A 26,292-nucleotide genomic window follows, 5' to 3' on the forward strand; every position below is an offset into this window, starting at 1 on the left:
CCACCTCCGCTCGCGCGGAGCGCACGCCACTTGTTCCAGTCCGGCGTCCGGCCCAAGCGGCTCACCTCCGCTCGCGCGGAGCGCACTGGGGGAGGAGGAAGGGGGCAAGGGCTACGTGCGGCTCACCTCCGCTCGCGCGGAGCGCACTCGCGGTGGATGGAACGGGAGGCGGAGCTGTTCGGCTCACCTCCGCTCGCGCGGAGCGCACAGGAAGTCGGCGTACTCGCCGAACAACATGCCCGGCTCACCTCCGCTCGCGCGGAGCGCACGCCGCAGGTTCGGGGCGCCGGGCCGGGGTGGTCGGCTCACCTCCGCTCGCGCGGAGCGCACTCGAAGCGGTCGTGGACCAGGATGCGGGCGCCCGGCTCACCTCCGCTCGCGCGGAGCGCACACTTCCTGACCTGCACCCTTAGAGGGGCATTGCCATTTCTTGACTCGGTCGGTCGAAGGCGATCAAGGTCAGGCCGTCGAAGTCGACGGGGGTACGGCGTTGCGGCCCCGCCGTGCGGAGTTCGAAGCCCTGTTCGTTGTCGGTGGGGTAGGCGAGGACCGCGTTGCCCTGGTCCGCGCAGGCGGTGACCGACTGCCAGAGTTCGTCGCGTACCCGGGCGGAGACGGTGCCGACGTAGAGCTCGGGGGTGACTTCGAGGAGCCAGCGGGTGAGGGCGCCTCTGAGGTGGTCGGGGACGGCGGTCGCCGAGATGACGATCATGGAGGCCATGGGGCAGGTCCTTCCCGGGAGAGGGCTTCAGCCGTCGGCGGCGTGGTTGATGCCGCCGGGGACGGCTCCGGTGACGGGGTCCCAGAGGTCGACGAGTTCTTCTTCCGGGTCGGGGGCCTCGCGGTCGCTGCCGGGGTCCAGGAGGTCCTGGATGTCGTGGACGATCCGCGGGAGGAGCCGGAACAGGCGCAGGTCGTCGCGGAAGGAACGGCGGGCCTGCGCTTCGGGGTTGGGCGAGCTGTGGAGGGAGAAGGCGAGGGGGATGGTGAGTTCGGCCTTGTAGAGGTCGGCGACGTCGTAGACGAGGGCCTGCTGGTTTCCCTGGTGGACGAAGCCGAGGGCGGGGGACATGCCCAGGGAGTGGACGGCGGCGTGGACGATGCCGTAGAGGCAGGTGTTGGCGGAGGACAGGGCCAGGTTGACGGGGTCCTGGAGGTCCCACTGCGCGGGGTCGTAGGCGCGGCGGAAGCGGCCGATCCTGTGCTGCTGGGCGAGGATCTTGTACTGCGCTTTGACGCGCTGGCCCTCCATGCCGCGCAGTTGCTGGAGCGTGGTGCCGGGCGGGACGGTGCCGGCGCCGAAGCGCTTCTCGTACATGGCGGTGGCGATGCGCAGGCGGTGTGTGTCGTCCGCCCAGGACCGCGCCTGGCGTTCGAGCCAGGTCGTACTCAGGGACGCGGGCTGGGTGGCCGCGTAGCAGCGCACTCCCCCGGAGCCGGTGATCAGCACCGTGGTGCCGTGGCGGGCGAGGGTGGCCATGGCGGGCGCGGTGATGGAGGTGCCCGGGCCGAGGAGCACGCAGGAGAGGGCGGCGGTGGGCAGGTAGACGGTCTGGCGGCCGTGGAGTTCGCTGCTGACCTCGGCCAGGACGCCGGTGTCGTCCTGGAGCACGCGGACGATGTCCAGGTAGAGGAAGGACAGGGAGTCGGCGATGCGCGGCAGCATGGCGACGGTGGGTGCGGCGAGCTTGCGGCGCGCCTGCGAGGGTGTGGTCATACGTCCGCCGGAGTGCGCTGGGGGGCGAGGGTGAGCAGGCCGCAGCCGTAGGCCTTGCCGCGGCCGATGCCGGCGGTCAGCTTGGTGCGCAGCTGGTCGGGGTCGACGATGACGGCGACGCCGTCGAAGCGGGTACGGGAGTGGCGGATGCGCTGCCGGTCCTTCTGCCCGCTCCTGGTGCCGGTCGCGGCGTCGAGCGGCTGGGAGAGCAGGGAGAGCAGCTTCAACCCGGCCGCGTCCGCCTGGCGTTGCCACCACTCCTCGGCGTCCGGTCCGTGCAGGGCGACCACCTCGGGCAGCTGGTAGCGGGAGCGGGTGGTGGCGCCGGGCTTGCGTACCGCGCTGGCCGTGCAGCGGTAGTGGATCTGGAGGCCGCCGCACAGAAGGCCCAGGAGCGGGTCGAGGGAGCGGATGGCGCTCCGGCCGTAGCCGTCGGGGAGCTTGGTCAGGTCGGGTTGGTGGGCGGACTGCAGGAGGATCGCGGGCCCGCCGCGGGCGTCGTCGACCCGGTGCAGCAGACCGAGTCGACGGCGGGGATCGGGGCCGAGGTCGTCGGGGAAGAGGCTCATCAGGCGGCGGTGCAGTCCGACCGCGTCACCGAGGTCGCGGCGGGCTTCCCGGGACCTCGGATCGGGGGCGATGCGGGTCAGCCACAGGGATGTCATCGGCGTGCTCCCTCGGGGGTGGTCTGGGCGCGGTAGGCCGCGAGGCGCTTGAGGTGGTCGATGCCGTGCCCCGCCCATTGCTCGCGTGGCGGCGTGTACCGGCGGCGGAAGACGGGTCGCGCGTGGTGGCTTCGGCTGCGGGGGTGGAAGGAGGCGGGCTCGTCGTGGAGTTGTCCGGCGGGTTGGGCGGCCTCCGCGGGGTCGGACGGGCGCAGCTCGGGCGGGAGGGGCAGGTGGTCGAGCGGGCGGTCGCCGAGGAGTTCCACCTCGGGGGCGGGTGCCCGTTCGCGCGGCGGGGGCGCGGCGAGCGGCAGGTGGATCAGGTGGTGCAGGGGGTCCTCGAAGACGCCGATCAGGAGGGGTCCGGTGGGCGGGCAGGACCGGCGGCCCAGGTAGAGCGGCCAGCGCGGGGCCGCGAGGGCGTCGGCGCAGGCGGTGAGGAGGCCGGGCGGGGTGTCGGGCCCGGGGGTGAGGGCGGCGGTGAAGGCGGCGTCCGCGAGGTAGTAGCGGTGGGAGAGGAGGGTGCCGGTGTCGCCGGAGCGCTTCTTGCCCTGGGCGGTGGTGACCGTCTGCGCGGCCGGGAGTCCGCCGCCCACGGTGTGCAGGTCACGCAGGAGTACGCCGCCCCGGTCCGTACGGACGGTCAGGCGCAGGGTGGCGAGGTCGCCGACCGGCTCCTGCCGTGCCCGGCCGAGGGCGGCGGCCAGCAGACCGATGACGCCGGAGCGCGTGGGGTGCGGGGCGGTGTCGCGCTGGTTGAAGTGGCTGTGCCCGCCCCAGGACTGCAGGGGGCCCGCGAGGTGGAGGAGCAGGCCCGGCACGGATGCCGCGGAGGCGGCGTCCGCGGCGAGGTCGGAGTGGGTCACGCCGCGGGCTCCTGCTCGAAGGCGCGGTCCGCCGCGGCGGTGACCAGCTTGTCGACGGACGAGTGCCGCGTGCCGAGTCCGGTGAGGTCCTTGGCGTCGCGGCCCGTCCAGCCCGCCAGGAGGATGCCCTCGGTGCCCATGAACGCGTCGACCTCCTCGGCGTACTCGGCGAGAGCGTCGCGGGAGGGGGCGGCGAATCCGCCCTCGGGAGCCATCCGTACGGGCTTCTCGAAGGCGGCGGCCAGGGAGAGCGGGCGGTCGGCGCGGACGGTGACGTGGACCAGGTCCGGCGGCGTGTTCGGAGCGGTGGAGTTCTTCTTCGCCTCGGGCAGGGAACGTACGAACGACTGGAGGAAGGCCTCGGCGAGTTCCCGGACGGCTGCCGTGTCACCGCCGAGGTTGGCGGCGAGTTCGGCGAGGTCGAGGGTGGCGTAGCGGTAGAAGGTGCCCGCGCTGAACTCGGCGTGGCCCATGTGGCCGCTGCCGGTGGCGTCCTGCCACTGGTCGGTGACGTCGTCGACGGCGGAGAAGTAGTCGATCTCGATGTCGGTGGGGTGCGTGGTCATGGCGTGCGCGACCTGGACGGCGCCGTCGACCCCGGCGTCGTCCACCTCGGCGAGCATGCGGCCGAAGGTGTTGATGACGCCGTTGCGGGAGCGCAGCACGCCCTTCACCCGGCCGGTCTGGTCCTTGAGGACGCTCTTGTCCGAGGGCTTGGTGATGTCCTTGGCCTTCTCGATCTCCGCGCGGAACTCCTCGGCCAGATCGGCGAGTTCGGAGATGGCTGCCTCGGGTACGTAGACCAGGGCGTTCTGGAGGACCACGTTGGGCAGGACCTTCTTCTCCTTCTCCTCCAGCTCGAACTTGATCCCGGAGGCGGCCGCCACCTGCGCCCCCGCCCTGGCCGCGAGCCCGGCATCCCAGCCCCGCTCCTCGCTCAGCAGGCGGGCCACCCGCTCGGCGATACGACGGGTACGCAGCGCACTCTGCCCGGTACGTTCCTCGAACTTCTTGCGCACGGCGCGCTTCCAGCACTGGCTGGAGACCCGGGTACGCAGCACGCCCCCGAACTGGACGGTCTTCACCGAGTTCGTGTCGTCGCGGTTGAGGTTCGCGAACGGCACGGTCTGCAGCACGCTGACGCAGAGGAAGCGGGCGGGGAGGGTGAGGGTGGTGGTCATGAGGGCTCCAAGAGGGTGGCTGGAGGAAGAAGAGCGTCACCGCACGGGGGCGGATGTTCTTCTGCGGTCGTGACGGGCCCGCGGCAGGGCACCGTGTCCGGTGAGGGCCGGTCCTGTCAGCCGCCCGGAGAGGGTTCCGGGCTTTCGGCCGTGGCCGTGACGTCCCCGACGGTGGCCGTGGCGTCCTCGACCACGGCCTCGGCGTCCTCGCTGTCGGCCCGGCGGCGGTCCGCCTTCTGCAACTCCCGGTAGAAGTCCTGAAGCCAGTACCGGGTGATGCGGCCGGAGTCCCGGGGCCAGTCGAGGAGGTCCTGGAGCAGCCGGGCGAAGTCGACGGGCACGCCCAGGGACCGCAGATAGCGCACCGAGGCGGGGAGGTGCCGGTGCAGGCCGGTGATCTGCTGCTTGCACAGCACGTTCAACCGGCTCTCCGCCGTGCCCCGGCGCATCTGGCGTTCCCGGCCCGAGGCCACATCGACCGCGGCCGCGAAAGCCGCGCCGAGGCTGGATCCGTAGTCGGGGCGGAGAGTGGCGGCACGGTCCTCGGACCCGGGCGCGGTGCCCGCCGGCGCTCCACCGCTCGCGCCGTCCTCGGCGCCCTCGGCGTCTTCGGCTTCTTCGGTCCCCTCCGCATCCTCCGTCTCCTCCTCCGACGACGACCTCTGCTTTCTGCGCGTCTGCTCGGCGATCATGGCCGCGACCGCGTAATACGCGCGCTGGGCGCGGTCGTCGGCGGCGGGCGGCACCAGGTGGGCGATCACCTGGTGCATGCGGGGTACGGCGTCCAGGTCCTTGCCGACTCCCGAGCGCAGGGCGCTGCGGGCCCCTGGATCGCTCTCACAACGGCGGCTCACCGAGGCGACGAAGCGGTCGTACGTGGTGAGCCGGTTCGTACGGGGACTCCGCTGGGCGGGAACTGCCGCCTGCGGAACGGTGTTGGCGACGGTCACGGGGTGGGCTCCTTCTCCTTGGCCGCACCCGGGGCGGACGCGGCACGTCGGTCGCCGAAGAGGTCGGTTCGGGCTTCCTGGACCGCTTTCGCACCGCGCTGGGTGCCCGCGACCTGATCGGTGACCTCGTCGAACGCGGCCAGCGCGAGGCGGAGGAAGGCGGCACGGGCGGCCGGGCCGTCCAGGCCGCCGTCGAGGGTGGTGCCGGTACGGTCCAGTCCGGCGAAACGGCGCCAGAACTCCCGCTCGGCACCGGGCCAGTAGCGTGCTGCCCCGTTTACCGCCCAGGCGTCCGCGTCGTCCTTCGGGTCGTTGACATAGGTGCGCCAGGCGCGGCGCAGGGCGCGGTCGAGCCGCTGGCCGAAGCGTTCGCCGAGGACGCGGAGCTGACCGACCGCGGGGCGGCTGGTGGCCGCGCGCCGTTCCAGGTACCCGAGGACGGGCGGGGTGGCGGCGTCGACGAACTGGAGGTCCTTGGCCTGGCTGTCCTGCTCGAAACCGAGGGCCCGGACCCGCAGGTCCTCGACGAAGTCCTCGGAGATCTCCTGAGCCCAGTCGAAGACGGCGGGACGGCGCGGCCGGGCCTGGCCGGGCGGTTCGGCGAGCAGCAGTGCGTCGAGGTCGCGCCACAGGGCACGGGAGGAGTTCGCGTGCCGCGGGTAGCGGTTGCCGGCCTGGCTCTTCTGCCAGATCAGAAAGTCGTCGTCGGGGCGGGCGGCACGGCCGGTGCGGTAGCCCCAGGTGATGTAGGCGTCCACGACGCGGGAGGCGTCCTCGGGGTCGGGGACGAGCAGCAGCGCGTGCACGCCCTGGCCGGTGAGCTGCGAACAGGGCCCGGTGGCGGCGGGCGGCGGCCCTTCCGGGTCCGGCAGGGTCTCCCTTTCCCACGGGCAGAGGTCCTCGGCAGGGCGTACCTGCTGCTTCGGCGGGACCAGCCCGGCGAGGAGCGTCTGGAAGAGGGTGCCGCCCTCGGGGTGGTAGGAGAGGGTCCCGCGCAGCGGTCCCCCCGTGGCGTTGGACGTCTTGGTGCCGTTGACGGTGCGCGCGCTGCACTTGCCGGACGGCCCGTAGAAGAGCCAGGTCAGCAGGCTGAGTACGGCTTCGGAGGCGCTCGGCGGGACGGGGCGGGTGTCGCTCGTGTGCGTGAACCAGGCGTGGTTGTTGCCGGCCGGGCGGGTCACGATCAGCTTGTTGACCCCGGCGGTGCCCGCGGCGTCGCACTCCTCGACCAGCCGGGGGTCCTGCATCCACGGGCGGCCACCCGCGTCGTCGAACAGGAAGAACCTGCTGTGGTGCCGCGCGCAGTAGGCGTCGATGCCGTCCGACGGAAGCTGCCCGGCGGCCAGGATCTCGTCACGGCGCAGGATCCAGGCCTCACGGCCGTCGAGTGCCTGGTCCAGGCCGGTCACCCGGGCGGTGAGAGCGTAGAGGATCCGCAGGAGCGCGGAGTGCGCGGGCGGGATCGCCACGGCGAGGTTCTCGATCTCGTGCGCATGCCGCAGCAGCGGTCGCAGGCCCACCTCGCCCTCCGGACCGCTCCCCACGGGCGGCGCACTCCCCGGCCTCCACCGCACCGGGAAGAGCGGGTCGTCGAGCACGTTCGTCAGAGGCATGGCTCTCCCGGAGCAGAAACGGAGACGGTTTCGTACGAGCGGAGCCGGGAGCGAACGGGCAGCGCGCGACCGGGTACGTACCGCGCCCGATGAGCCGGCGCAGGTCGGCAGGTGCGGTAACTCCCCTTTCGGGAAGCAGAGTTGAAAAGTAGCGAAGAGGACGAACTCTTGTGAGGGTTTCCTGGAGAAAGAGTCAAAGTTCCTCGACTCCCACCTCGGAGAGGGCGATCGTGCGCTCACCGAGCCCGCATCGCCACCCCTCCCCTTCCTCACCGGGGGTCAGCACCAGCACGCCCACTTCGCGCAGCAGCGGCTGCTGGCGCCAGCCGGGCGGATGCTCGACTCCTCCGTCCCGCAGCCACCGGCCGGGTACCGGCACCACCCGGGCCATCACCTCGGCCAGCTCCCGACGAGAGGGTCGAGGCCCTTCCGGCAGGCCCGCCTCGCCGGACTCGTCCAGCATCCAGGCGCCGTCCGGCTGCGCGTACACGCACACCACCCGGCCGGTGTCCGCGCCGAGGCGCGTGGTGAGGAGGTCCTCGTCCACCCCCTCGACCCGTCGGCTCAGGAGGTGCAGGTACCCCTGGACATCTCCCGGGCCGCCGATCGCCACCATGTCCGCCAGGCTCGTCTCGGCCGCCTGGGAGGCGAGACGCTCCAGGTCCAGATCCCGCAACTCCCGCCCGACGCCGGCATCCAGATCATCGACGAAGTCCGGCGCGTAGACGGCGTCCACCAGCTCCTGCACTCCACCGGGGACCGCGATGCCCTCGCCCGCGCGCTCCCTCAGCAGCAAGGACGTCCGCAGCAGCAGGCTGGCGTCGTAGACCAATCCCCACGACCTCGGGCACATCCGGCCCTCAGGAGCGAGGAACGGATCCAGCACCACCACGCGCGGAGCGTCCTCCGCCGCGGCCCACGCCGGTCTGCCCGTGCCGCCCCGCTGGTGGCGCCTGCAACGCCCGGCCCGCTGCAACAGTTGGGCCAGCGGAGCCAGATCGCTGATCACCACCTCGAAGTCGAGGTCGAGGGACTGCTCCACCACCTGCGTGGCCACCAGCACGGAGGGCTCCCGCACCGATGGTTCCGCCCCCGCCTCCGGCTTGCCGTAGGCGCGCTCGCACTCGGCCGCGATCTCCTGCCGTACGCGGGCGGGGAAGCGGGAGTGCAGCAGCCGCACCCCGCCCGGACGCCCCGCTAGCTCAGGGAAGGCGGCGCGGATGTCACGGAAGGTGGCCTGCGCCTCGGCGACGGTCGTGCAGCACACCAGCGCGGTACCCCCGCCCTCGACGACCTGCCGGAGTTCCTCGCGCACCGCGGCACGACGCCCGCCCGCCGGAGCGGGCCCGCCCGCCTCACCTTCCCGTACATCCCAGGCCACCGGCCGCACGACGACGTCGAGGGTGCGGGGCCTTCCCGTCGCCGTGCTCCGCGGCGCCGAGACCTCGCCGGTCACGGCTCCCGCGTACACCCATCCCGGGTACGCGGGCTCGACCGGTGCCGCCTCGGTGAACCCCGCACCGCGCCGGTAGGCGTTCACCAGAGAGGCCGCCGCCTGGCCCGTCAGCGTCGCCGACAGGAGCACCACCGGCGCGCGCATCGCGCCCAGCCACTCCAGCAGGACCAGCAGGAGCTTGTGCATCCACGGGCCGTAGGCATGGGCCTCGTCGACCACGAAGACCTTCTCGTGCAGCCCGAACAGGCGCAGCGTGTTGTAGCGCAGTGGCAGCACGCCGGCCAGGACCTGGTCGACGGTGCCCACCGACAGCGGCGCCAGAAAGCCGCGGCGGTTCCCGCGCACCCAGTCCCCGGCCGCCACCGAGGTGGCCGTGTCCGAGGAGAGCTGAGCGGTCCGGTCGTCGGAGGACGGCGGCGTGTAGGCCGAGTTCAGCCAGGCCATCGAGTGCAGCAGCGTCAGAGCGCGCTGACCGGTCAACGCCGACTCCGCGAACGCGCGCACCCTCCCGTACATGGCGTCGGCCGTCGCCATCGTCGGCAGCGCCACGAACATCCCGCGCGCCCCCGCCGCCCTGCCCAGCACCGACGAGGCGAACAGCGCCGCCTCCGTCTTCCCGTCCCCCGTCGGCGCCGTCACCAGCAGCACCCCCGGGCCGTGGGCCTGCACCAGACCGGGCAACTGCGCGACGAGGTCGGCCTGGAGCGGGTTCGGCGCGAACGGGAACATCCCGCCGAAGCTGCTCTCGGCGAACTCGGCCCGCCCCAGCCGCGCCGCACCGACCAGCGCGGGAGCCGCCGCCACCGCACGCGCGAAGTGCGCGTCCACCTCCGCCGCAGTGCCCTGCCACCCCGTCGTGCCCCGTACGGACTCGATCGCGGCGGTGTCACTGGCCAGCCAGTCCGCGCAGACCACCAGCCCTGACAACACCACGGCGAGGTCCGCCGACAAGGCCCCCGCGGGCACCGAGGCCGCACCGGTGACCCGCCGCAACTCCTCCAGATGACAACGCCGCTGGACATGCCACCCTGCCGCACCAAGACCAGGCTCGTACGAAGCGGGCGTCCGCATCTCCGACGTCGTCAACTTCCGCCCGAACAGCCCGTGATGACCGCCGAGCAACTGCCCCACCCAGTGCGCCAGTTGGGCTCCGCTGCCACCCCGCTGCGCGGCGCCGTGCCGGTTCGGATACCCGGCCTCTTCGAGCAGCGAACCCAACGACCAATGGGTAGCCATCTCGTGCCGCATCCGAGCACCCGCCACATGCGCGTACTCGGGCTGCCCGCCCACCACCTCGAACAAGGCGGGCACCTGCGCCTGAAAGGCAGGCGAGATCTTCCCCAGATCATGCAACCCCGCCCAGAACGAGAGCACCGCCCGGCACTCCGACTCCGACAGCCCCAACTGCCCGGCGAACCGCTCCCGGACCCGCTGCTCCAGCAACTCGTCCCACAGCACACCGAACGTCGCCGCCACATCCAGCAGATGACACATCACGGGGTACGGCCCGGCCAGCCCGTGCTCCTTGCCCCACAGACGCCCGTCCGGCAACACCACTGCCTGCCACGCATCTTGACTGTCAGTCATGACGCATGTCCTACCAGCCCGCACCGACAACGCAGGCTGATCAGGCCATTCCCACTCCCCACAGGGCCACGCCGCCTACAGTGCGCACCATGCGTACTGCTCACTCCCGGCCCTGCACTTCACCTGGCAATGAAATGGCAAAGCCCTTCTGACGCCGCAGGTCAGGAAGTGTGCGCTCCGCGCGAGCGGAGGTGAGCCGTACACGTCCGGGCGGCGCACGAACCGCTTCTCGTGCGCTCCGCGCGAGCGGAGGTGAGCCGTCCGCACCCTGTACCGGGACGCCGTGCGTGATGTGCGCTCCGCGCGAGCGGAGGTGAGCCGCCGCCCGGTAGTCGGGGTGATGGCGCCACATCGTGCGCTCCGCGCGAGCGGAGGTGAGCCGAGGTCGCCGCCCGCGAGTTCGCCGCTACGGATGTGCGCTCCGCGCGAGCGGAGGTGAGCCGTCCAGCGCGTCCGGCAGGGGCGAGGCGCCGCCGTGCGCTCCGCGCGAGCGGAGGTGAGCCGTCCTCTCCGGTCTGGTTCGGGCCTTGGAAGTGTGCGCTCCGCGCGAGCGGAGGTGAGCCGCAGCACTCGGACCCGATCACCTCCGACGAGGAGTGCGCTCCGCGCGAGCGGAGGTGAGCCGCGCACCCCTCGGGCAGGCCACCGTGACGGGCCGTGCGCTCCGCGCGAGCGGAGGTGAGCCGGTCATGCGGTGGCGGGTGCGGAGGACGACGATGTGCGCTCCGCGCGAGCGGAGGTGAGCCGGTCGCCTTACTGCTCGCGTTCACCGGGGCCCTGTGCGCTCCGCGCGAGCGGAGGTGAGCCGGGTCTGCGGATAGGGGGCGCCTTGACGACCATGCCGTACACCGCAGACAGACATGGCCGCGACTCTGCCCAACGTACCTTTCGCCTGGGCAAGATAGCGACGGCCAGGTTCTTCGCTGGGGAGGTGCTTCCGTTGCTCGCCGCTCAACGCGCCTGCGCCGTGCGGCAGGACGGCGTCTTGGCGTCCGTGCCGGAGGAGGCATGGTGACCGCGGAGATGCCGAGCCCCGCCGGTGTCGGCGAGCCGCGGACCAGCCACGCGCGTGTCGGCTGCCGCGCACGGTCGCCTCACCCGCACGATCCTCACCATCGCGTTCCAAGGAGCCAGCCGTGACCGAACCGCCCGCCGCCGTCCTCGCCCGAGGCCATCAGACCATGCTGCTGGCGCACCGTGCCATGGTGCGCGACCTGGAGCGCATCGGCCTCGCCAGCCGCACGCTGCCGGCGGCCGACGCGGATCGCACCAGCGCGTTGCGCGCGTATACGCACACGATCTTCCAGTTGATCGAGCACCACCACCACGGCGAGGACGAGTTCCTCTGGCCGAAGCTGCGCGAGCGGGGTGCCGACGTGGATGCCCTGACGCTGATGACCGGCGAGCACGAGGAACTCACAAAGGTGCTGCACGCCTGGCACGCGGTCAGCCAACGGCTCGGCACCGACGAAGCGGCCCCGGCCGAGCTGGCGGCCCGTACGGACGACCTGCGCGAGCAGCTCGCCGCGCACGCCGCCGACGAGGAGCGAGAGCTGTCGGGACGGCTCGCGCCCGCGCTGGACGGCCGGATCTGGAAAGGCTTCGAGAAGCACATGCGCAAGACGGCGCCGCTGTGGACGCTGCGGTTCATGCCGGCTTGGCTGCTGTCCGTCTCGGGCCCTGAGGAGCGCCGGGGTGTGCCCGCCGCCCCGGTCGGACGGCTGTTCAGCGGCTGGCTGGAGAGGTCCCAGCTCGCCGCCTTCGGTGAGCACCACGCGGTCTAGCGATCCAGTCGGCGGATCGGCCTGCCACTCCGCGGACCTCGCCCCCCATCGGCGCCTCTCTCCTTCTCCGGGGTGCGGGCCTCCCGGCGAGGAGGCTTGGCACTACGGGCGCCCCAGGCGCCGGAGCGTCAGCGTTTGACGCGGTTGCGGAGGGCGAGGACGGCCAGGCCCAGCAGGACGGGCTCGGTGAGGCGGGAAGTCACCTCGATGTAGGTACCCGCAGTCCGGGGGCCGACGGAGGACGCGGAAGAGCCCTCAGCGTTCCAATCCGTACGGCCCCGGGACCCGGTCTCCAAGCCATGGGTTCCGGACCGCGGAGTCCCGGGAGAAGCCGGGAGAAATCCGGGAGAAGATCTTGCCCACCCCCACCCCCTCACCCCCGCCCAGACCGACCGAGACCGACACCCCCCTCCCCGGCCGACAAGAAAAAGGGCGCCTCCCCACCAGGGGAAACGCCCTATCTTTCTGCACTGCATCTGTGGGGCTAACAGGATTTGAACCTGTGGCCTCATCCTTATCAGGGATGCGCTCTAACCAACTGAGCTATAGCCCCGCCGCGCTCTGTGCGCTGACCTGAGAAGATTAGCGCACGACGTGGTCAGTCCCAAAATCGGTAACCGGGGCCCGGAACAGGCCCGGACCGGACCCCCGTGAGCGGCTCCCGAGCGGCTACTCGTCCTCCGCCAGGGTCAGCTCCACGCCGCCGACGAAGCCCGCGGAGAGGTTGTAGATGAAGGCGCCGAGGGTGGCCAGGGCGGTGGCGAGGACGACGTCGATGACGGCGATGACCGAGGTGAAGATGAGCACCCGGGGCAGCGAGAGGAAGGACTGGAGGTCGAATCCGTTGGATTCGTTGGAGCCGGTCGCCTCGGAGATGGTGCCGCCGACGGTGGAGAAGACGCCCATCGCGTCCATGACCATCCACAGCACCGCGGAGGCCACCACGGTGCAGATGCCCAGTGCGATGGAGAGCAGGAAGCTCACCTTCATCACCGACCAGGGGTCCGCCTTGGCGACCCGCAGCCGCGCCTTGCGGGTCCGCGGGGTGGTGCGCGCCCCCGCGGGCGTACGGGGTCTGCGTACGGTGCCGTCCGGGGCGGACTGGTAGGCCTGCGGCGGGTGGTACGGGCCGGAGGGGGCCTCCGGCGGCCGTTCGCCGGGCAGGGCTCCGCCCGTGTACTGCTGGCCCTCGGCGCCTCGGGTTTCGGTCACGTTGCCCCCTGGGGCTGCTGGGAGTCGTCGTCGTGCAAGGGAGAGAAGGCAGGGGCGGGAAGGGGCGAGCAGGGAGCGGGGCCGGTCACCGCGGGGCCACGGACGCCGTCCGTTCCGGCCGGAAGGGTTCCGGCGACCGTGGCCCTGCTCACGACCCGCTCCTCGTACTCGGCGGCCTCTCGGCCCGCCCGGCCTACTCGGACGGGGACTCGGTGTCCTCGTCCGCCGCCGGGGCCGCCTCGGCGTCGACGTCGCCGTCGACCTCCTCGGCCTCCCGGCCCGCCTCGGCATTGCGCGCGATCCCGACGACGGCGTCGCGCTTGCCCAGGTTGATCAGCTGGACACCCATGGTGTCACGGCCGGTCTCGCGCACCTCATCGACGCGCGTGCGGATCACTCCGCCCCCGAGCGTGATGGCCAGGATCTCGTCGCTGCTCTCCACGACCAGCGCGCCGACCAGCGAGCCCCTGTCCTCCACGATCTTGGCGGCCTTGATGCCGAGGCCGCCGCGGCCCTGGACCCGGTACTCGTCCACGGGCGTGCGCTTCGCGTAACCGCCGTCGGTGGCGGTGAAGACGAACGTACCGGGCCTGACGACATTCATCGAGAGCAGTTCGTCGCCCTCGCGGAAGCTCATGCCCTTGACGCCGGAGGTGGCGCGGCCCATCGGGCGCAGTGCCTCGTCGGTCGCGGTGAAGCGGATCGACTGGGCCTTGCGGGAGATGAGCAGCAGGTCGTCCTCGGCGGAGACCAGTTCGGCGCCGATCAGCTCGTCGTCGCGGCCGTCCTCCATCTCGCGGAGGTTGATCGCGATGACGCCGCCGGAGCGCGGGGAGTCGTAGTCCTTCAGGGAGGTCTTCTTGACCAGGCCCGCCTTGGTGGCGAGGACCAGGTAGGGGGCGACCTCGTAGGTGCGGATGGCGAGGATCTCCGCGATGGACTCGTCCGGCTGGAAGGCCAGGAGGTTCGCCACGTGCTGGCCGCGGGCCTCGCGTCCGGCGTCGGGCAGCTCGTAGGCCTTGGCGCGGTAGACGCGGCCCTTGTTGGTGAAGAAGAGCAGCCAGTGGTGGGTGGTGGACACGAAGAAGTGGTCGACGATGTCGTCTTCCTTGAGCTTCGTGCCGCGCACGCCCTTGCCGCCGCGCTTCTGCGAGCGGTAGTCGTCGGTCTTGGTGCGCTTGACGTAGCCGCCGCGGGTGATCGTGACGACGATGTCCTCCTCGGCGATCAGGTCCTCGATGGACATGTCACCGTCGAAGGGCACCAGCTTGGTGCGCCGGTCGTCCGCGAACTTCTCGACGATCGCGGTCAGTTCCTCGCTGATGATGCCGCGCTGGCGCACCGGCGAGGCCAGGATCTCCTGGTACTCGGTGATCTTCGCCTGGAGTTCGTCGTGCTCCTGGATGATCTTCTGGCGCTCCAGGGCGGCCAGCCTGCGCAGCTGCATCTCCAGGATGGCGTTGGCCTGGATCTCGTCGATCTGCAGGAGTTCCATCAGTCCGGTGCGGGCGGTCTCGACGGTGTCGCTGGCCCGGATCAGGGCGATGACCTCGTCGATGGCGTCCAGGGCCTTGAGCAGGCCGCGCAGGATGTGGGCGCGCTCCTCGGCCTTGCGCAGCCGGAACTTCGTACGCCGGACGATGACCTCGATCTGGTGCGTCACCCAGTGCCGGATGAAGGCGTCCAGGGAGAGGGTGCGCGGCACGCCGTCGACCAGGGCCAGCATGTTGGCGCCGAAGTTCGTCTGCAGGTCGGTGTGCTTGTAGAGGTTGTTGAGGACGACCTTGGCGACCGCGTCCCGCTTGAGCACGATGACCAGGCGCTGGCCGGTGCGCGAGGAGGTCTCGTCGCGGACGTCGGCGATGCCGCCGATCCGGCCGTCCTTGACGAGGTCGGCGATCTTCTGCGCGAGGTTGTCCGGGTTGACCTGGTACGGGAGTTCGGTGACCACCAGGCACTGGCGGTTCTGGATCTCCTCGACCTCGACCACGGCGCGCATGGTGATGGAGCCGCGCCCGGTGCGGTAGGCCTCCTCGATGCCCTTGCGGCCGACGACCAGGGCGCCGGTCGGGAAGTCGGGGCCCTTGATGCGCTCGATGAGGGCGTCGAGCAGCTCCTCGTGCGAGGCCTCCGGGTTCTCCAGGTACCACTGGGCGCCGGCCGCGACCTCGCGCAGGTTGTGCGGCGGGATGTTGGTGGCCATGCCGACCGCGATGCCCGCCGAGCCGTTGATCAGCAGGTTCGGGAAGCGGGCGGGCAGGACGGTCGGCTCCTGGGAGCGGCCGTCGTAGTTGTCCGTGAAGTCGACGGTCTCCTCGTCGATGTCGCGGACCATCTCCATCGACAGCGGCGCCATCTTGCACTCGGTGTACCGCATGGCCGCGGCCGGGTCGTTGCCCGGGGAGCCGAAGTTGCCGTTGGAGTCGACCAGCGGCATCCGCATCGACCAGGGCTGCGCGAGGCGGACCAGCGCGTCGTAGATCGAGGAGTCGCCGTGCGGGTGGTAGTTGCCCATGACGTCGCCGACGACGCGGGCGCACTTGTAGAAGCCCTTCTCGGGCCGGTAGCCGCCGTCGTACATCGCGTAGAGGACGCGGCGGTGCACCGGCTTGAGGCCGTCGCGGACGTCCGGCAGCGCGCGGGAGACGATGACGGACATCGCGTAGTCGAGGTACGAGCGCTGCATCTCCGTCTCGAGCCCGACGGGCTCGACACGCATCGCCTCGACCGCGACCGTTTCCTCGCCGGTCTCGCCGGGCTCTTCACTGGGAGCGGGGGTGTTCTCGTCGGCCATGGCCGTACTGGATCCTTTCGGACTGTGCGGAAGCGGAGGTCCTCGGGCGGCCGCCGGGGGCCGCGCCGCAGAGCCGCCTCAGATGTCGAGGAAGCGGACGTCCTTGGCGTTGCGCTGGATGAACTGGCGGCGGGCCTCGACGTCCTCGCCCATCAGGACCGAGAAGAGGTCGTCGGCCTGGGCGGCGTCGTCGAGGGTGACCTGGCCGAGGACGCGGTGGTCCTGGTCCATGGTCGTGATGCGCAGCTCCTCGGCGTTCATCTCGCCGAGACCCTTGAAGCGCTGGACCGAGTCCTCCTTGATCCGCTTGCCCTGCTGGCGCCCCAGCTCGATCAGCGCGTCGCGCTCGCGGTCCGAGTACGCGTACTGGAAGTCGTCCCGGGTCCACTTGATCTTGTACAGCGGCGGCCGGGACAGGAAGACGTGGCCCGCCTCGACCAGCGGTCGCATGAAGCGGAAGAGGAAGGTCAGCAGCAGGGTGTTGATGTGCTGGCCGTCGACGTCGGCGTCCGCCATCAGGATGATCTTGTGATAGCGGAGCTTCTCGATGTCGAAGTCCTCGTGGACCCCGGTGCCGAAGGCGGAGATCAGCGCCTGGATCTCCTGGTTCTGCAGGATCTTGTCGATCCGGGCCTTCTCGACGTTCAGGATCTTGCCGCGGATCGGCAGGATGGCCTGGTACTCCGGGTTCCGGCCGGACTTGGCGGAGCCGCCGGCCGAGTCGCCCTCGACGATGAAGATCTCGCACTTGGTGGGGTCGTTGGACTGGCAGTCGCTCAGCTTGCCGGGCAGCGAAGCGGTCTCCAGCAGGCCCTTGCGGCGGGTCAGATCGCGCGCCTTGCGGGCCGCGACCCGGGCCGTGGCGGCCTGGATCGACTTGCGGATGATGTCCGCGGCCTCGTTCGGATTGCGGTCGAGCCAGTCGGTGAGGTGCTCGTGCACCACCTTCTGCACGAAGGTCTTCGCCTCGGTGTTGCCGAGCTTGGTCTTGGTCTGGCCCTCGAACTGCGGCTCGCCCAGCTTGACCGAGATGATCGCGGTCAGGCCCTCGCGGATGTCGTCGCCGGTGAGGTTGTCGTCCTTCTCGCGCAGCAGCTTCTTGTCGCGCGCGTACCGGTTGATGAGCCCGGTCAGCGCGGCCCGGAAGCCCTCCTCGTGGGTGCCGCCCTCGTGGGTGTGGATGGTGTTGGCGAAGGAGTACACGCCCTCGCTGTAGCCGCCGTTCCACTGCATCGCGACCTCGAGGGAGAGCAGCCGCTCCTTGTCCTCGGCCTCGATGTCGATGACGCTCGGGTGCACCACCTCGCCCTTGCGGGAGTTGAGGTACTTCACGAAGTCGACGATGCCGCCCTCGTAGTGGTACGTGACCGTGCGGACCTTCTCCGCGACGTCCTCGGGGGCGTCGGCGCCCGCCGTGTCGGCGTCGGCGGTGGCCTTCGCGGACTCCCGCTCGTCGGTGAGCTTGATGGTCAGGCCCTTGTTGAGGAAGGCCATCTCCTGGAAGCGCCGGGAGAGCGTCTCGAAGGAGTACTCGGTGGTCTCGAAGATGTCGCCGTCGGCCCAGAAGGTGACCGAAGTGCCGGTCTCCTCGACCGCCTCGTGCTGCGCGAGCGGCGCGGTCGGGACGCCCAGCTTGTAGTCCTGCGTCCAGCGGTGCCCGTCGGTCCTGACCTCCACGGCGACCCGGGTGGACAGGGCGTTGACGACCGAGACACCGACGCCGTGCAGACCGCCGGAGACCGCGTAGCCGCCGCCGCCGAACTTGCCGCCCGCGTGCAGCACGGTCAGCACGACCTCCAGGGCCGGCTTGTTCTCCGAGGGGACGATGCCGACCGGGATGCCGCGGCCGTTGTCGATCACGCGCACCCCGCCGTCGGCGAGGATCGTGACGTCGATGGTGTCCGCGTGCCCGGCCAGCGCCTCGTCGACCGCGTTGTCCACGACCTCGTAGACGAGGTGGTGGAGACCGCGCTCGCCGGTCGAGCCGATGTACATGCCGGGGCGCTTGCGGACCGCGTCCAGTCCTTCGAGGACCGTGATGGCACTCGCGTCGTACGCCGACTCCGCCGCCGCCTCCGCGAGGTCCTCGGCGACGTGCGCGGGGACATCCGCGGAGGGGTCGGGAGTCGGAGACGTGTTCTCGTTGGGGTTGCCGGAATCGGCCACGAAGCGCCCTTTCTGGCACAGCACAAACCGTGCAACCGGCGTCGGCCGGAGCGACTGCGGCGTGGTGCGGTGGTGAGCCTGGTGCGAAGCTGACGAAGACGGAGGAGACGGGACAGCGGGTACTCGGTGGTGCCTCGCGCTCGCGGGAGCGCGGATTAGCCCTCAGTCTACCGGTACCGCTGACACTGATGGGGCTTTGCCGGTACCTGAGATGGCATGTGCCGCCCTGAACCGGCCTCTTCCGACTCCCCATATGCGGAGCGGGGGCCCAAGAGGCTCACAGCGGCACTCAGCGCTTCGGGGTGTCAACCCCCAGCTACGGAGCCGCCGCGGCCTTCTGACCACCGCGTCCGCGGGTGCCGCGGGGGCCGTCCGGCGGCCGGCACCGGGGCTTGCCGGCGGCCGTCGGCGAGCCGGCCGGCAGCCGAGCCGGAGCCGGGATCGGCACCGGACCCGGGCCGGGATCGGCAGCCGACACGGGCCGGACAGTCGGCGGACACGGGGCCGGACCGGCGGCCGTCGCCGGGGCCCGCACGCGGCTCTCGCCGGGCTCAGCCGTAGGTGTCGCCGGGGCCCTTGCTGCCGGGGGCGCGCAGCGATCCGTACCGCCGCGGGCCGGTGCCCGGGCCCTGGACCTTGATCAGCCGTACGGTGCCGTGGCCGAGGTCCTCGTTCAGGCGGGCGACCAGCTGGGGGGCGAGCAGGCGCAGCTGGGTGGCCCAGGCGGTGGAGTCGCAGCGCACGGTCAGCACGCGGTCGGCGGCCGGGTCGCCGGCGTCGTCCTGGTAGCTCACCGGGACGCAGTGCCGGGCGAGGTCGGGGCCGACGATCTGCGGCCAGCGGCCCATCACCCCGCCGACCGCCGCCGGGGTCTCCCAGCCGCGCTCGGTGATCAGCCGGTTGATCGCGGCGCCGAGCGGCAGCGGGTCGCGGCCGTCCGCGCGGGCGCCCGAGCGCAGTCCGCCGCGGCGGGCCTGCTTCTTCTGCCGGGCGGCGTCCCCGCGGGCCCGCGCCTGCTCCTTGGCCGCGCGCAGCGCCACCCGGGCGAGGTCGACGCCGCTGGGTTCGCCGATGCCCGCGGGCGCGGCTTCCGCGGCGGGGGTGTCGGCCGGTGCGGCCCGGTTGCCCGGTGCGGCCGGGGCGGCCGGGGTGCCGTCGCGGCGGGGCGCGCGGTCGCCGGGGGCGCCCGCGGAGGCGTCCGCTGTGCCGTCCTCGCCGGGGCCGCCGCCGAGGCGCTGCTGCCCGCTCGGCCCGGGGCGCCGCCCGCCGCCGCTCATCCGGCCGTCACCTCGCCCTCGCCGACCCGGAACCGGGCCCCGCGCAGCACCTCGGGCACGTCCTCGTCCACCGCCGCGGTCACCAGGACCTGCTCGCCGGGGGCGACCAGCTCGGCGAGGCGGTCCCGGCGCCGGGAGTCCAGCTCCGCGAAGACGTCGTCCAGGATGAGCACGGGCTCCCCCGCCCGGCGCCCGCCCTCGGCCGGTGTCTCCTCGGCGTACGGGCTCTCGGCGCGCAGCAGGTCGTACGAGGCCAGCCGCAGCGCCAGCGCGTACGACCAGGACTCGCCGTGGCTCGCGTACCCCTTGGCGGGCATCCGGCCGAGCTTGAGCACCAGGTCGTCGCGGTGCGGGCCGACCAGGGTGACGCCGCGCTCCACCTCCTGGGTGCGCACCTCGGCCAGGGCGGCGAGGAGCTGCTCGTACAGCTCCTCGCGGCGGTGCGCCTCGCCGGGGGCGGAGGGCTTGTACTCCAGGGCCAACGGGCCGCCGCCGGGGGCGAGTTGCTCGTAGGCCTTGTCGGCGAGCGGCTGGAGGGCGTCGATCAGGGAGAACCGCTGGGCGAGCAGCTCGGCGCCGGCCCGGGCCAGGTGCTGGTCCCAGACGTCCAGGGTGGACAGGTCCATCTTGCGGCCCGCGTGGCGGCGGGCGAGCGCGGCGGACTTCAGCAGGGTGTTGCGCTGCTTGAGCACCCGGTCGTAGTCGGCGCGCACCCCGGCCATCCGCGGGGAGCGGGCGGTGACCAGTTCGTCGAGGAAGCGGCGGCGCTCGGTGGGGTCGCCCTTGACCAGCGCCAGGTCCTCCGGCGCGAAGAGCACGGTGCGCAGGATGCCGAGCACGTCACGGGGCCTGACCGCCGAGGAGCGGTTGATCCGCGCCCGGTTGGCCTTGCCCGGGTTCAGCTCCAGCTCGACCAGCTGCTGCCGCTCGCCCTGGCGCACCGCGCCGCGGATCACCGCCCGCTCGGCGCCCATGCGCACCAGGGGGGCGTCCGAGGAGACCCGGTGGCTGGAGAGGGTGGCGAGATAGCCGACCGCCTCCACCAGATTGGTCTTGCCCTGGCCGTTGGGCCCCACGAACGCGGTGACGCCCGGGTCGAGTGCTACCTCGGCCCGGGCGTACGAGCGGAAGTCGGCCAGCGACAGATGAGTGACATGCACGGCCGTGCACCGACCTCCCCCAGGGTGTGGACTACTTCTGGCTCTTGTGGATTACTTCTGGCTCTTCTCGACGGCGTGCCCGCCGAACTGGTTGCGCAGCGCCGCGATCATCTTCATCTGCGGCGAGTCCTCCTGGCGGGAGGCGAAGCGGGCGAACAGCGAGGCGGTGATCGCGGGCAGCGGCACGGCGTTGTCGATGGCGGCCTCCACGGTCCAGCGGCCCTCGCCGGAGTCCTGTGCGAAACCGCGCAGCTGCTCCAGGTGCTCGTCGTCGTCGAGGGCGTTGACGGCGAGGTCGAGCAGCCAGGAGCGGATGACCGTGCCCTGCTGCCAGGAGCGGAAGACCTCGCGTACGTCGGTGACCGAGTCCACCGCCTCCAGCAGCTCCCAGCCCTCGGCGTAGGCCTGCATCATGGCGTACTCGATGCCGTTGTGGACCATCTTCGCGAAGTGGCCGGCGCCGACCTTGCCCGCGTGCACGGAGCCGAAGTCGCCCTCCGGCTTGAGGGCGTCGAAGACCGGCTGCACCTTGGCGACGTTCTCCTTGTCGCCGCCGTACATCAGCGCGTAGCCGTTCTCCAGGCCCCAGACGCCGCCGGAGACGCCGCAGTCCACGAAGCCGATGCCCTTGGCCGCCAGCTCCTCGGCGTGCTTCTCGTCGTCGCTCCAGCGGGAGTTGCCGCCGTCGACGACGACATCGCCCGGTTCGAGGAGTTCGCCGAGGGTGTCGATGGTGGACTGGGTCGCGTCACCGGCCGGGACCATCACCCAGACCACCCGCGGGCCGCTGAGCCGCCCGACCAGCTCCTGGAGGGTGCCGACGTCCGCGAGATCGGGGTTGCGGTCGTATCCGATGACGGTGTGGCCTGCGCGGCGGATGCGCTCGCGCATATTGCCGCCCATCTTGCCGAGGCCGACGAGACCGAGCTCCATCAATGATCCTTAAGTAGCGTCCGGTGGGCGGGCACGGGCCGTGCCCAGACCGAGCCTAAACCCGCGCCGCCGTGCACACCTGTGGGCTCAGCCGCTCAGGCGTCACCCCACTCACCTGCGGTGTTGTCCGCTCAGCCGGACAGCCGCACCGGCATGATCAGGTACTTGTACGCCTCGTCCGCCTCCGCGTCCAGGGCGGGCTTGCCGCTCAGCAGCGCGGGCTTGGTGGAGGTGGTGAAGGAGAGCTGGGCCACCGGGGAGTCGATGGCGCTGAGGCCGTCGAGCAGGAAGGTCGGGTTGAAGGCGATCGAGATGTCGTCGCCCTCCAGCTGCGCGTCGACCCTTTCCACAGCCTGTGCGTCGTCGCTGGAGCCGGCCTCCAGGATCAGCACGCCCTGCTCGAAGCTGAGCCGCACCGGGGTGTTGCGCTCGGCGACCAGGGCCACGCGCTTGACGGCCTCCACGAAGGGGGCGGTCTCGATCACGGCCACCGAGTTGAACTCGGTCGGGAAGAGCGTGCGGTACTTCGGCAGGTCGCCTTCGAGCAGCCGGGTGGTGGTACGGCGGCCCGCGCCCTCGAAGCCGATCAGGCCCTCGCCCGCGCCGGAGCCGGACAGGGCGATGGTCACGCTGTCGCCGCTGGTCAGTGCCTTGGCGGTGTCCTGGAGGGTCTTGGCGGGCACCAGGGCGACCGCGGAGATCTCCGCGGACTCCGGCTTCCACAGGAACTCGCGGACCGCGAAGCGGTAGCGGTCGGTGGAGGCGAGGGTCACGGTGTCGCCCTCGATCTCGATACGCACACCGGTGAGCACCGGGAGGGTGTCGTCCCGGCCCGCGGCGATGGCGACCTGGTTGGCGGCGGCGGCGAAGACCTCACCGGGGACGGTGCCGGTGGCGGTGGGCATCTGCGGCAGGGCCGGGTACTCCTCCACCGGCAGGGTGTGGAGGGTGAAGCGGGAGGAGCCGCAGACCACGGTCGCCCGTACACCGTCTGTGGAGATCTCCACCGGGCGGTTGGGCAGGGCCCGGCAGATGTCGGCGAGCAGGCGGCCGGAGACGAGGACCGTGCCGTCCTCCTCGACCTCGGCGTCGACGGAGACGCGGGCCGAGACCTCGTAGTCGAAGCTCGACAGGCTCAGGGCGCCGTCCTCGGCCTTCAGCAGCAGGCCCGCCAGTACCGGCGCCGGAGGCCGGGCCGGGAGGCTGCGCGCCGCCCAGGCAACTGCCTCCGCGAGTACATCGCGTTCCACCCGGATCTTCACCGTAAGCCGCCTCCTGCTGTCGCCTGGCTGCTCTCGCCCTGCTGGTCTGACTGAACTGACTGATCTGTCTGGCCGGTCTGCTCCGCGTCCCGGGCTCCGGGGCCTCTCGGCTTCCGGGAGTCGGTGCGACGCGGTGTCCTCCGTCCCACCGAGGGGAAGGTGACCGGGGACCAGTCTGACGTACCGCGCTGACACTCGGCGCCTCTCGGGGTCAAGTCGTACCGGGCGGCAGATCGGCGCCGGACCGCGAGTTGTGCACAGCCCCCTCTTCGAAACCAATTCCCCGGTCTAACTAGGTGGGGGTAGTAGTAGGGGCTGTGGAAACCGTGGATAACCGCGTTTTCGCAGGTCAGCACGGAAATTTTGTCCACTGTGCCTGTGGGCGGAGCCGGTGGACAACCGGCCGTCGCTGTGGACGGGGGAAAGTTCTGCACACCCGATGCACAGGCAAGGGGTGGTTCTCCCCAGCGGCGTCCCCAGCTTTACCCAGGTTCCCCACAGCCCAATCGGTCAGCTTCGTGTGACGCCTTTCACTCGGAGCGGTGAGAGGGCGTGCCTCGTTGCCGAACAGTGGACGGCGATGTGGAGAAGGTACGGCAAGCTGGGGACAACGGCTCCTGGCCTGTGGGCGGGCGGTGGACAACCGTACCCACAGGCTGTGTACAAGTCGCCCGTCCACAAGATGTGGAGAAGCTTCGTCCACCGATCCACAGGCAGCTGAGCTGGTCTGATGGATCATCGGCCGGGCCTCCTGTGGACGCCCTTGGGACAACTTCCCCCTCCCCAGGATGTGGACGGGAAAAAGTCCCCGAATCTGTGGAGAAGCAGCGCCGCGGTGGAGGGAATCGAACAGCCGCCTCCCGAACCGGCGCGCGAGAGGCCGCGCGATCCCGTACGAGGAAGGTTTGAGAAGCCGCAGAACGGGGCCGCGGACCGCTCCCAGGGCGTCCGGCGGGCGCGGTGCGCGTCCCCGGAGAACGCCGCCGGGGCAAGCGAGAACCCCCGGCGCGGAGCCGGGGGTTCTCGGGGCGGAGCGGCGGGAGCGGGCCTGCCGGCCCGGCCCCGTCAGCCGTTCTTGATGCGGTTGGTCAGCTCGGTGACCTGGTTGTAGATGGAGCGGCGCTCCGCCATCAGCGCCCGGATCTTGCGGTCCGCGTGCATCACGGTGGTGTGGTCGCGCCCGCCGAACTGCGCGCCGATCTTCGGCAGCGAGAGGTCGGTCAGCTCCCGGCACAGATACATCGCGATCTGCCGGGCGGTCACCAGGACCCGGCTGCGCGAGGAGCCGCACAGGTCGTCCACGGTCAGGCCGAAGTAGTCGGCGGTCGCCGCCATGATCGCGGTGGCCGTGATCTCGGGGGCGGCGTCCTCACCGCCGGGGATCAGGTCCTTGAGGACGATCTCGGTCAGGCCGAGGTCCACCGGCTGCCGGTTGAGCGAGGCGAAGGCGGTCACCCGGATCAGGGCGCCCTCCAGCTCGCGGATATTGCGCGAGATCCGGGAGGCGATGAACTCCAGGACCTCCGGCGGGGCGTTGAGCTGCTCCTGCACCGCCTTCTTGCGCAGGATCGCGATCCGCGTCTCCAGCTCGGGCGGCTGCACATCGGTGATCAGCCCCCACTCGAAGCGGTTGCGCAACCGGTCCTCCAGGGTGACCAGTTGCTTGGGCGGCCGGTCCGAGGAGAGCACGATCTGCTTGTTCGCGTTGTGCAGCGTGTTGAAGGTGTGGAAGAACTCCTCCTGCGTCGACTCCTTGTCCGCGAGGAACTGGATGTCGTCGACGAGCAGGATGTCCATCTCCCGGTACCGCTTGCGGAAGCTGTCGCCCTTGCCGTCCCGGATCGAGTTGATGAACTCGTTGGTGAACTCCTCCGAGCTGACGTACCGCACCCGCGTCCCCGGATAGAGACTGCGCGCGTAGTGCCCGATCGCGTGCAGCAGGTGGGTCTTGCCGAGCCCCGACTCCCCGTAGATGAACAGCGGGTTGTACGCCTTCGCCGGTGCCTCGGCGACCGCGACCGCGGCCGCGTGGGCGAAGCGGTTCGAGGCCCCGATGACGAAGGTGTCGAAGAGGTACTTGGGGTTCAGCCGCGCGGTCGGCTCCCCGGGGCCGGTCGCCGGGGCGGGCTTCGCCGCCAGCGGCCCGGGCGCACCACTGGAGGCGGGCAGCGAGGAGCCCACCGGCCCGCCCGCGTGCACATGCCCCCGCGAGGAGGGCGGCCCCCCGCGCGGACCGGGCCCGCCGGCCGGCGGCTGCCCGCCCGGGTCCGGGGCGGAAGGGGGACGCCGGTCCGGACCCGGGCGCTCGTACTCCCCGCGGGACTTCTCGTAGGCGCCGAGTTCGCCGCGGTCCCCGCGCTCGGCAGGGGCCCGCTCGCCGCGGTCCCCGCGCTCGAAGTCCATCCGCTGCTCGTACGGCAGCCGCTCGGCCTCGTACCCCGGGCGCTCGCCGCGCTCGCGCTCCCGCTCGTAGGGCGGCCGCTCGCTCTCGTAGCCGCCGCGCTCGGCCCCCCGGCGGTCGGCCGCGGGACGCTCCTGCTCGTATCCGGCGCGCTCGCTCTCGTACCCGGGCCGCTCGCCGTCGTAGGAGCGCTCGCCCTCGTAGGAGGGGCGCTCCTTGTCATAGGGGCGGTCCTTCTCGTACGGGCGCTCCTGCTCGTAGGAGGAACGGTCCGCTTCGTAGCCGCCGCGGTCCTGCTCGTAGGACGGGCGCTCGGCGTCGTAGCCGCGGTAGTCGTGGCCCGGCTGCTGGGCGGCGGGGCCGGTGTAGGACTCGCGCTCGGGGAAGCCGAGGCGCTGCTGCTGCCAGCCGTAGTCGTCCTGGCCGGTGCGCGGCCAGGCGCCCGGCTCGGGGCGCTGGTACTCGGAGGGGTACGCGGGGCGGGCGGTCGGCAGCGAGTCCGGGCGGGCCTCGCCGCGGGCGGCGGGCACCGAGTCGCCGCGGCCGTGCCCGGGGTGCTCCTCGCCCGGCCTGCGGGCGTACCCCTCGTACGTCTCACGGCCGGGGGCGGCGGAGGGCAGCTCCGGCTCCTCGTACCGCTGCTGCTGGCCGGGCAGTTGGGGGGCGGGCGCCTCGCCGGCGTTCTCGTCGACGGTGATGGCGATGCGGATGCGGCGGCCGTACTCCCTGCTGAGGGAGGAGGCGACGACGGGCGCGAGGCGGCCTTCGAGCACGCCCTTGGCGAATTCGTTCGGCACGGCGAGCAGCGCGGTGTCGGCGACCAGGCCGAGCGGCTGGCAGCGCCTGATCCACCGCTCGTCCTTCGCCTCGATCCCGTGGCCGCCCCCGTCGCCGATCCCGAGGAGCTGGTCGAGCACCCGTGGCCACACTGCGGCAAGATCGGCAGTTACGTCAGCCACAGGGCACGCTCTCTCGCTGGTCCCACGAAGGTGTGGTTCGGGGACGGTCGGTGAATGATCGCCGGACGGACCCCCCTGAGACACGGGGCGCCCGCGCGGTGGCGGGCGAAGGGAACGAATCGGAGTCCGGCCACGGTAGTCAGGGCAACGGGTACGGTTCAAGTTGTTGTCCACAGCCTGTGCACAGTGTCCCCCGGGCGCCCGTCTTTCCCGGACTTTCGCCGGTCTTTCCCGGTCGTCCAGGAGCTGGTTTGACCCGGCGGCGCGGCCCCGCGTACCGTAACCAGGTCGAGTTGTCGATGGCTGCTG

16 protein-coding genes, 1 tRNA gene, 1 pseudogene and 2 CRISPR repeat arrays (1 of these 20 cut by a window edge) are annotated in these 26,292 nt (G+C 71.6%); of the genes and pseudogenes, 1 reads left to right on the forward strand and 17 read right to left on the reverse strand.

Annotated features, from left to right (window positions below; genetic code table 11):
• Positions 1–391: direct repeats of the CRISPR family, unit length 29 nt; unit sequence CGGCTCACCTCCGCTCGCGCGGAGCGCAC (it extends 127 nt beyond the left edge of the window).
• 18 nt (positions 392–409) lie between these two features.
• The 8 genes from cas2e to HFV08_RS07600 all read right to left on the reverse strand — a co-directional run bounded on the left by cas2e (position 410) and on the right by HFV08_RS07600 (position 10,035).
• Positions 410–721, reverse strand: coding sequence for a type I-E CRISPR-associated endoribonuclease Cas2e (gene cas2e, locus HFV08_RS07565; protein ID WP_168537065.1), 312 nt, complete (start codon positions 719–721; stop codon positions 410–412).
• A 27-nt stretch (positions 722–748) separates the two neighbouring features.
• Entirely contained in the window at positions 749–1,717 is a 969-nt protein-coding gene (cas1e, locus tag HFV08_RS07570) for a type I-E CRISPR-associated endonuclease Cas1e (protein ID WP_246341568.1), read from the reverse strand.
• On the reverse strand, positions 1,714–2,382 hold the full coding sequence (gene cas6e / locus HFV08_RS07575) for a type I-E CRISPR-associated protein Cas6/Cse3/CasE (protein WP_168537067.1): 669 nt from the start codon (positions 2,380–2,382) through the stop codon (positions 1,714–1,716). The genes cas1e and cas6e overlap by 4 nt, the downstream gene beginning before the upstream one ends.
• Complete coding sequence (cas5e, locus tag HFV08_RS07580) at positions 2,379–3,248, reverse strand: type I-E CRISPR-associated protein Cas5/CasD (protein WP_168537069.1); 870 nt, start codon at positions 3,246–3,248, stop codon at positions 2,379–2,381. The genes cas6e and cas5e overlap by 4 nt, the downstream gene beginning before the upstream one ends.
• Positions 3,245–4,429 carry a type I-E CRISPR-associated protein Cas7/Cse4/CasC gene (gene cas7e / locus HFV08_RS07585; protein ID WP_168537071.1) on the reverse strand — a complete coding sequence of 395 codons (1,185 nt, stop codon included), beginning with the start codon at positions 4,427–4,429 and terminating at the stop codon, positions 3,245–3,247. Before cas7e ends, cas5e begins: the two co-directional genes overlap by 4 nt.
• A gap of 116 nt (positions 4,430–4,545) precedes the next feature.
• Entirely contained in the window at positions 4,546–5,379 is an 834-nt protein-coding gene (gene casB / locus HFV08_RS07590) for a type I-E CRISPR-associated protein Cse2/CasB (protein ID WP_312885458.1), read from the reverse strand.
• Positions 5,376–6,992 (reverse strand): type I-E CRISPR-associated protein Cse1/CasA, encoded by a 1,617-nt coding sequence (gene casA / locus HFV08_RS07595; RefSeq protein ID WP_168537073.1) that lies wholly within the window; start codon positions 6,990–6,992, stop codon positions 5,376–5,378. Before casA ends, casB begins: the two co-directional genes overlap by 4 nt.
• A gap of 193 nt (positions 6,993–7,185) precedes the next feature.
• Positions 7,186–10,035, reverse strand: a complete 2,850-nt coding sequence (locus HFV08_RS07600) for a CRISPR-associated endonuclease Cas3'' (RefSeq protein ID WP_168537075.1) — start codon at positions 10,033–10,035, stop codon at positions 7,186–7,188.
• 170 nt (positions 10,036–10,205) lie between these two features.
• Positions 10,206–10,843: direct repeats of the CRISPR family, unit length 29 nt; unit sequence GTGCGCTCCGCGCGAGCGGAGGTGAGCCG.
• Positions 10,844–11,171: 328 nt separating this feature from the next.
• On the opposite strand from HFV08_RS07600, the gene HFV08_RS07605 reads away from it, so the two are divergent.
• Positions 11,172–11,819, forward strand: a complete 648-nt coding sequence (locus tag HFV08_RS07605) for a hemerythrin domain-containing protein (RefSeq protein ID WP_312885459.1) — start codon at positions 11,172–11,174, stop codon at positions 11,817–11,819.
• Between the two features lie 479 nt (positions 11,820–12,298).
• On the opposite strand, the gene HFV08_RS07610 is transcribed toward HFV08_RS07605, so the two are convergent.
• From HFV08_RS07610 to dnaA, 9 genes and pseudogenes are all read right to left on the reverse strand, one after another.
• Positions 12,299–12,372: transfer RNA gene (locus HFV08_RS07610), tRNA-Ile, on the reverse strand.
• A gap of 116 nt (positions 12,373–12,488) precedes the next feature.
• On the reverse strand, positions 12,489–13,103 hold the full coding sequence (locus tag HFV08_RS07615; protein ID WP_246341595.1) for a DUF3566 domain-containing protein: 615 nt from the start codon (positions 13,101–13,103) through the stop codon (positions 12,489–12,491).
• A 121-nt stretch (positions 13,104–13,224) separates the two neighbouring features.
• Positions 13,225–15,825 (reverse strand): DNA gyrase subunit A, encoded by a 2,601-nt coding sequence (gene gyrA, locus HFV08_RS07620; RefSeq protein ID WP_168537077.1) that lies wholly within the window; start codon positions 15,823–15,825, stop codon positions 13,225–13,227.
• A gap of 78 nt (positions 15,826–15,903) precedes the next feature.
• Entirely contained in the window at positions 15,904–18,015 is a 2,112-nt protein-coding gene (gene gyrB, locus HFV08_RS07625) for a DNA topoisomerase (ATP-hydrolyzing) subunit B (RefSeq protein WP_168537079.1), read from the reverse strand.
• Between the two features lie 527 nt (positions 18,016–18,542).
• The gene (locus HFV08_RS07630; protein ID WP_246341569.1) at positions 18,543–19,268 is read right to left on the reverse strand and encodes a DciA family protein; all 726 of its coding nucleotides are present in this window, start codon (positions 19,266–19,268) and stop codon (positions 18,543–18,545) included.
• The gene (gene recF / locus HFV08_RS07635) at positions 19,265–20,428 is read right to left on the reverse strand and encodes a DNA replication/repair protein RecF (protein WP_168537081.1); all 1,164 of its coding nucleotides are present in this window, start codon (positions 20,426–20,428) and stop codon (positions 19,265–19,267) included. The genes HFV08_RS07630 and recF overlap by 4 nt, the downstream gene beginning before the upstream one ends.
• Positions 20,429–20,479: 51 nt before the next feature.
• Positions 20,480–21,361 carry a phosphogluconate dehydrogenase (NAD(+)-dependent, decarboxylating) gene (gene gnd, locus HFV08_RS07640; protein ID WP_168537083.1) on the reverse strand — a complete coding sequence of 294 codons (882 nt, stop codon included), beginning with the start codon at positions 21,359–21,361 and terminating at the stop codon, positions 20,480–20,482.
• A 131-nt stretch (positions 21,362–21,492) separates the two neighbouring features.
• The gene (gene dnaN / locus HFV08_RS07645; protein WP_040251221.1) at positions 21,493–22,623 is read right to left on the reverse strand and encodes a DNA polymerase III subunit beta; all 1,131 of its coding nucleotides are present in this window, start codon (positions 22,621–22,623) and stop codon (positions 21,493–21,495) included.
• Between the two features lie 1,065 nt (positions 22,624–23,688).
• Positions 23,689–25,071, reverse strand: a pseudogene (dnaA, locus tag HFV08_RS32700) (chromosomal replication initiator protein DnaA); the annotation flags it as partial.
• Positions 25,072–26,292 lie beyond the last annotated feature (1,221 nt).

Origin of the sequence: Streptomyces physcomitrii, assembly GCF_012273655.1 — a bacterium.
Taxonomy (GTDB): domain Bacteria; phylum Actinomycetota; class Actinomycetes; order Streptomycetales; family Streptomycetaceae; genus Streptomyces; species Streptomyces physcomitrii.

What these genes read in the sequence shown, in the direction of transcription:
- cas1e (WP_246341568.1), bottom strand. Translation starts at nt 1,717, where the DNA reads ATGACCACACCCTCGCAGGCGCGCCGCAAGCTCGCCGCACCCACCGTC.
- gyrA (WP_168537077.1), bottom strand. Translation starts at nt 15,825, where the DNA reads ATGGCCGACGAGAACACCCCCGCTCCCAGTGAAGAGCCCGGCGAGACC.
- cas6e (WP_168537067.1), bottom strand. Translation starts at nt 2,382, where the DNA reads ATGACATCCCTGTGGCTGACCCGCATCGCCCCCGATCCGAGGTCCCGG.
- casA (WP_168537073.1), bottom strand. Translation starts at nt 6,992, where the DNA reads ATGCCTCTGACGAACGTGCTCGACGACCCGCTCTTCCCGGTGCGGTGG.
- cas2e (WP_168537065.1), bottom strand. Translation starts at nt 721, where the DNA reads ATGGCCTCCATGATCGTCATCTCGGCGACCGCCGTCCCCGACCACCTC.
- HFV08_RS07600 (WP_168537075.1), bottom strand. Translation starts at nt 10,035, where the DNA reads ATGACTGACAGTCAAGATGCGTGGCAGGCAGTGGTGTTGCCGGACGGG.
- cas7e (WP_168537071.1), bottom strand. Translation starts at nt 4,429, where the DNA reads ATGACCACCACCCTCACCCTCCCCGCCCGCTTCCTCTGCGTCAGCGTG.
- HFV08_RS07630 (WP_246341569.1), bottom strand. Translation starts at nt 19,268, where the DNA reads ATGAGCGGCGGCGGGCGGCGCCCCGGGCCGAGCGGGCAGCAGCGCCTC.
- gnd (WP_168537083.1), bottom strand. Translation starts at nt 21,361, where the DNA reads ATGGAGCTCGGTCTCGTCGGCCTCGGCAAGATGGGCGGCAATATGCGC.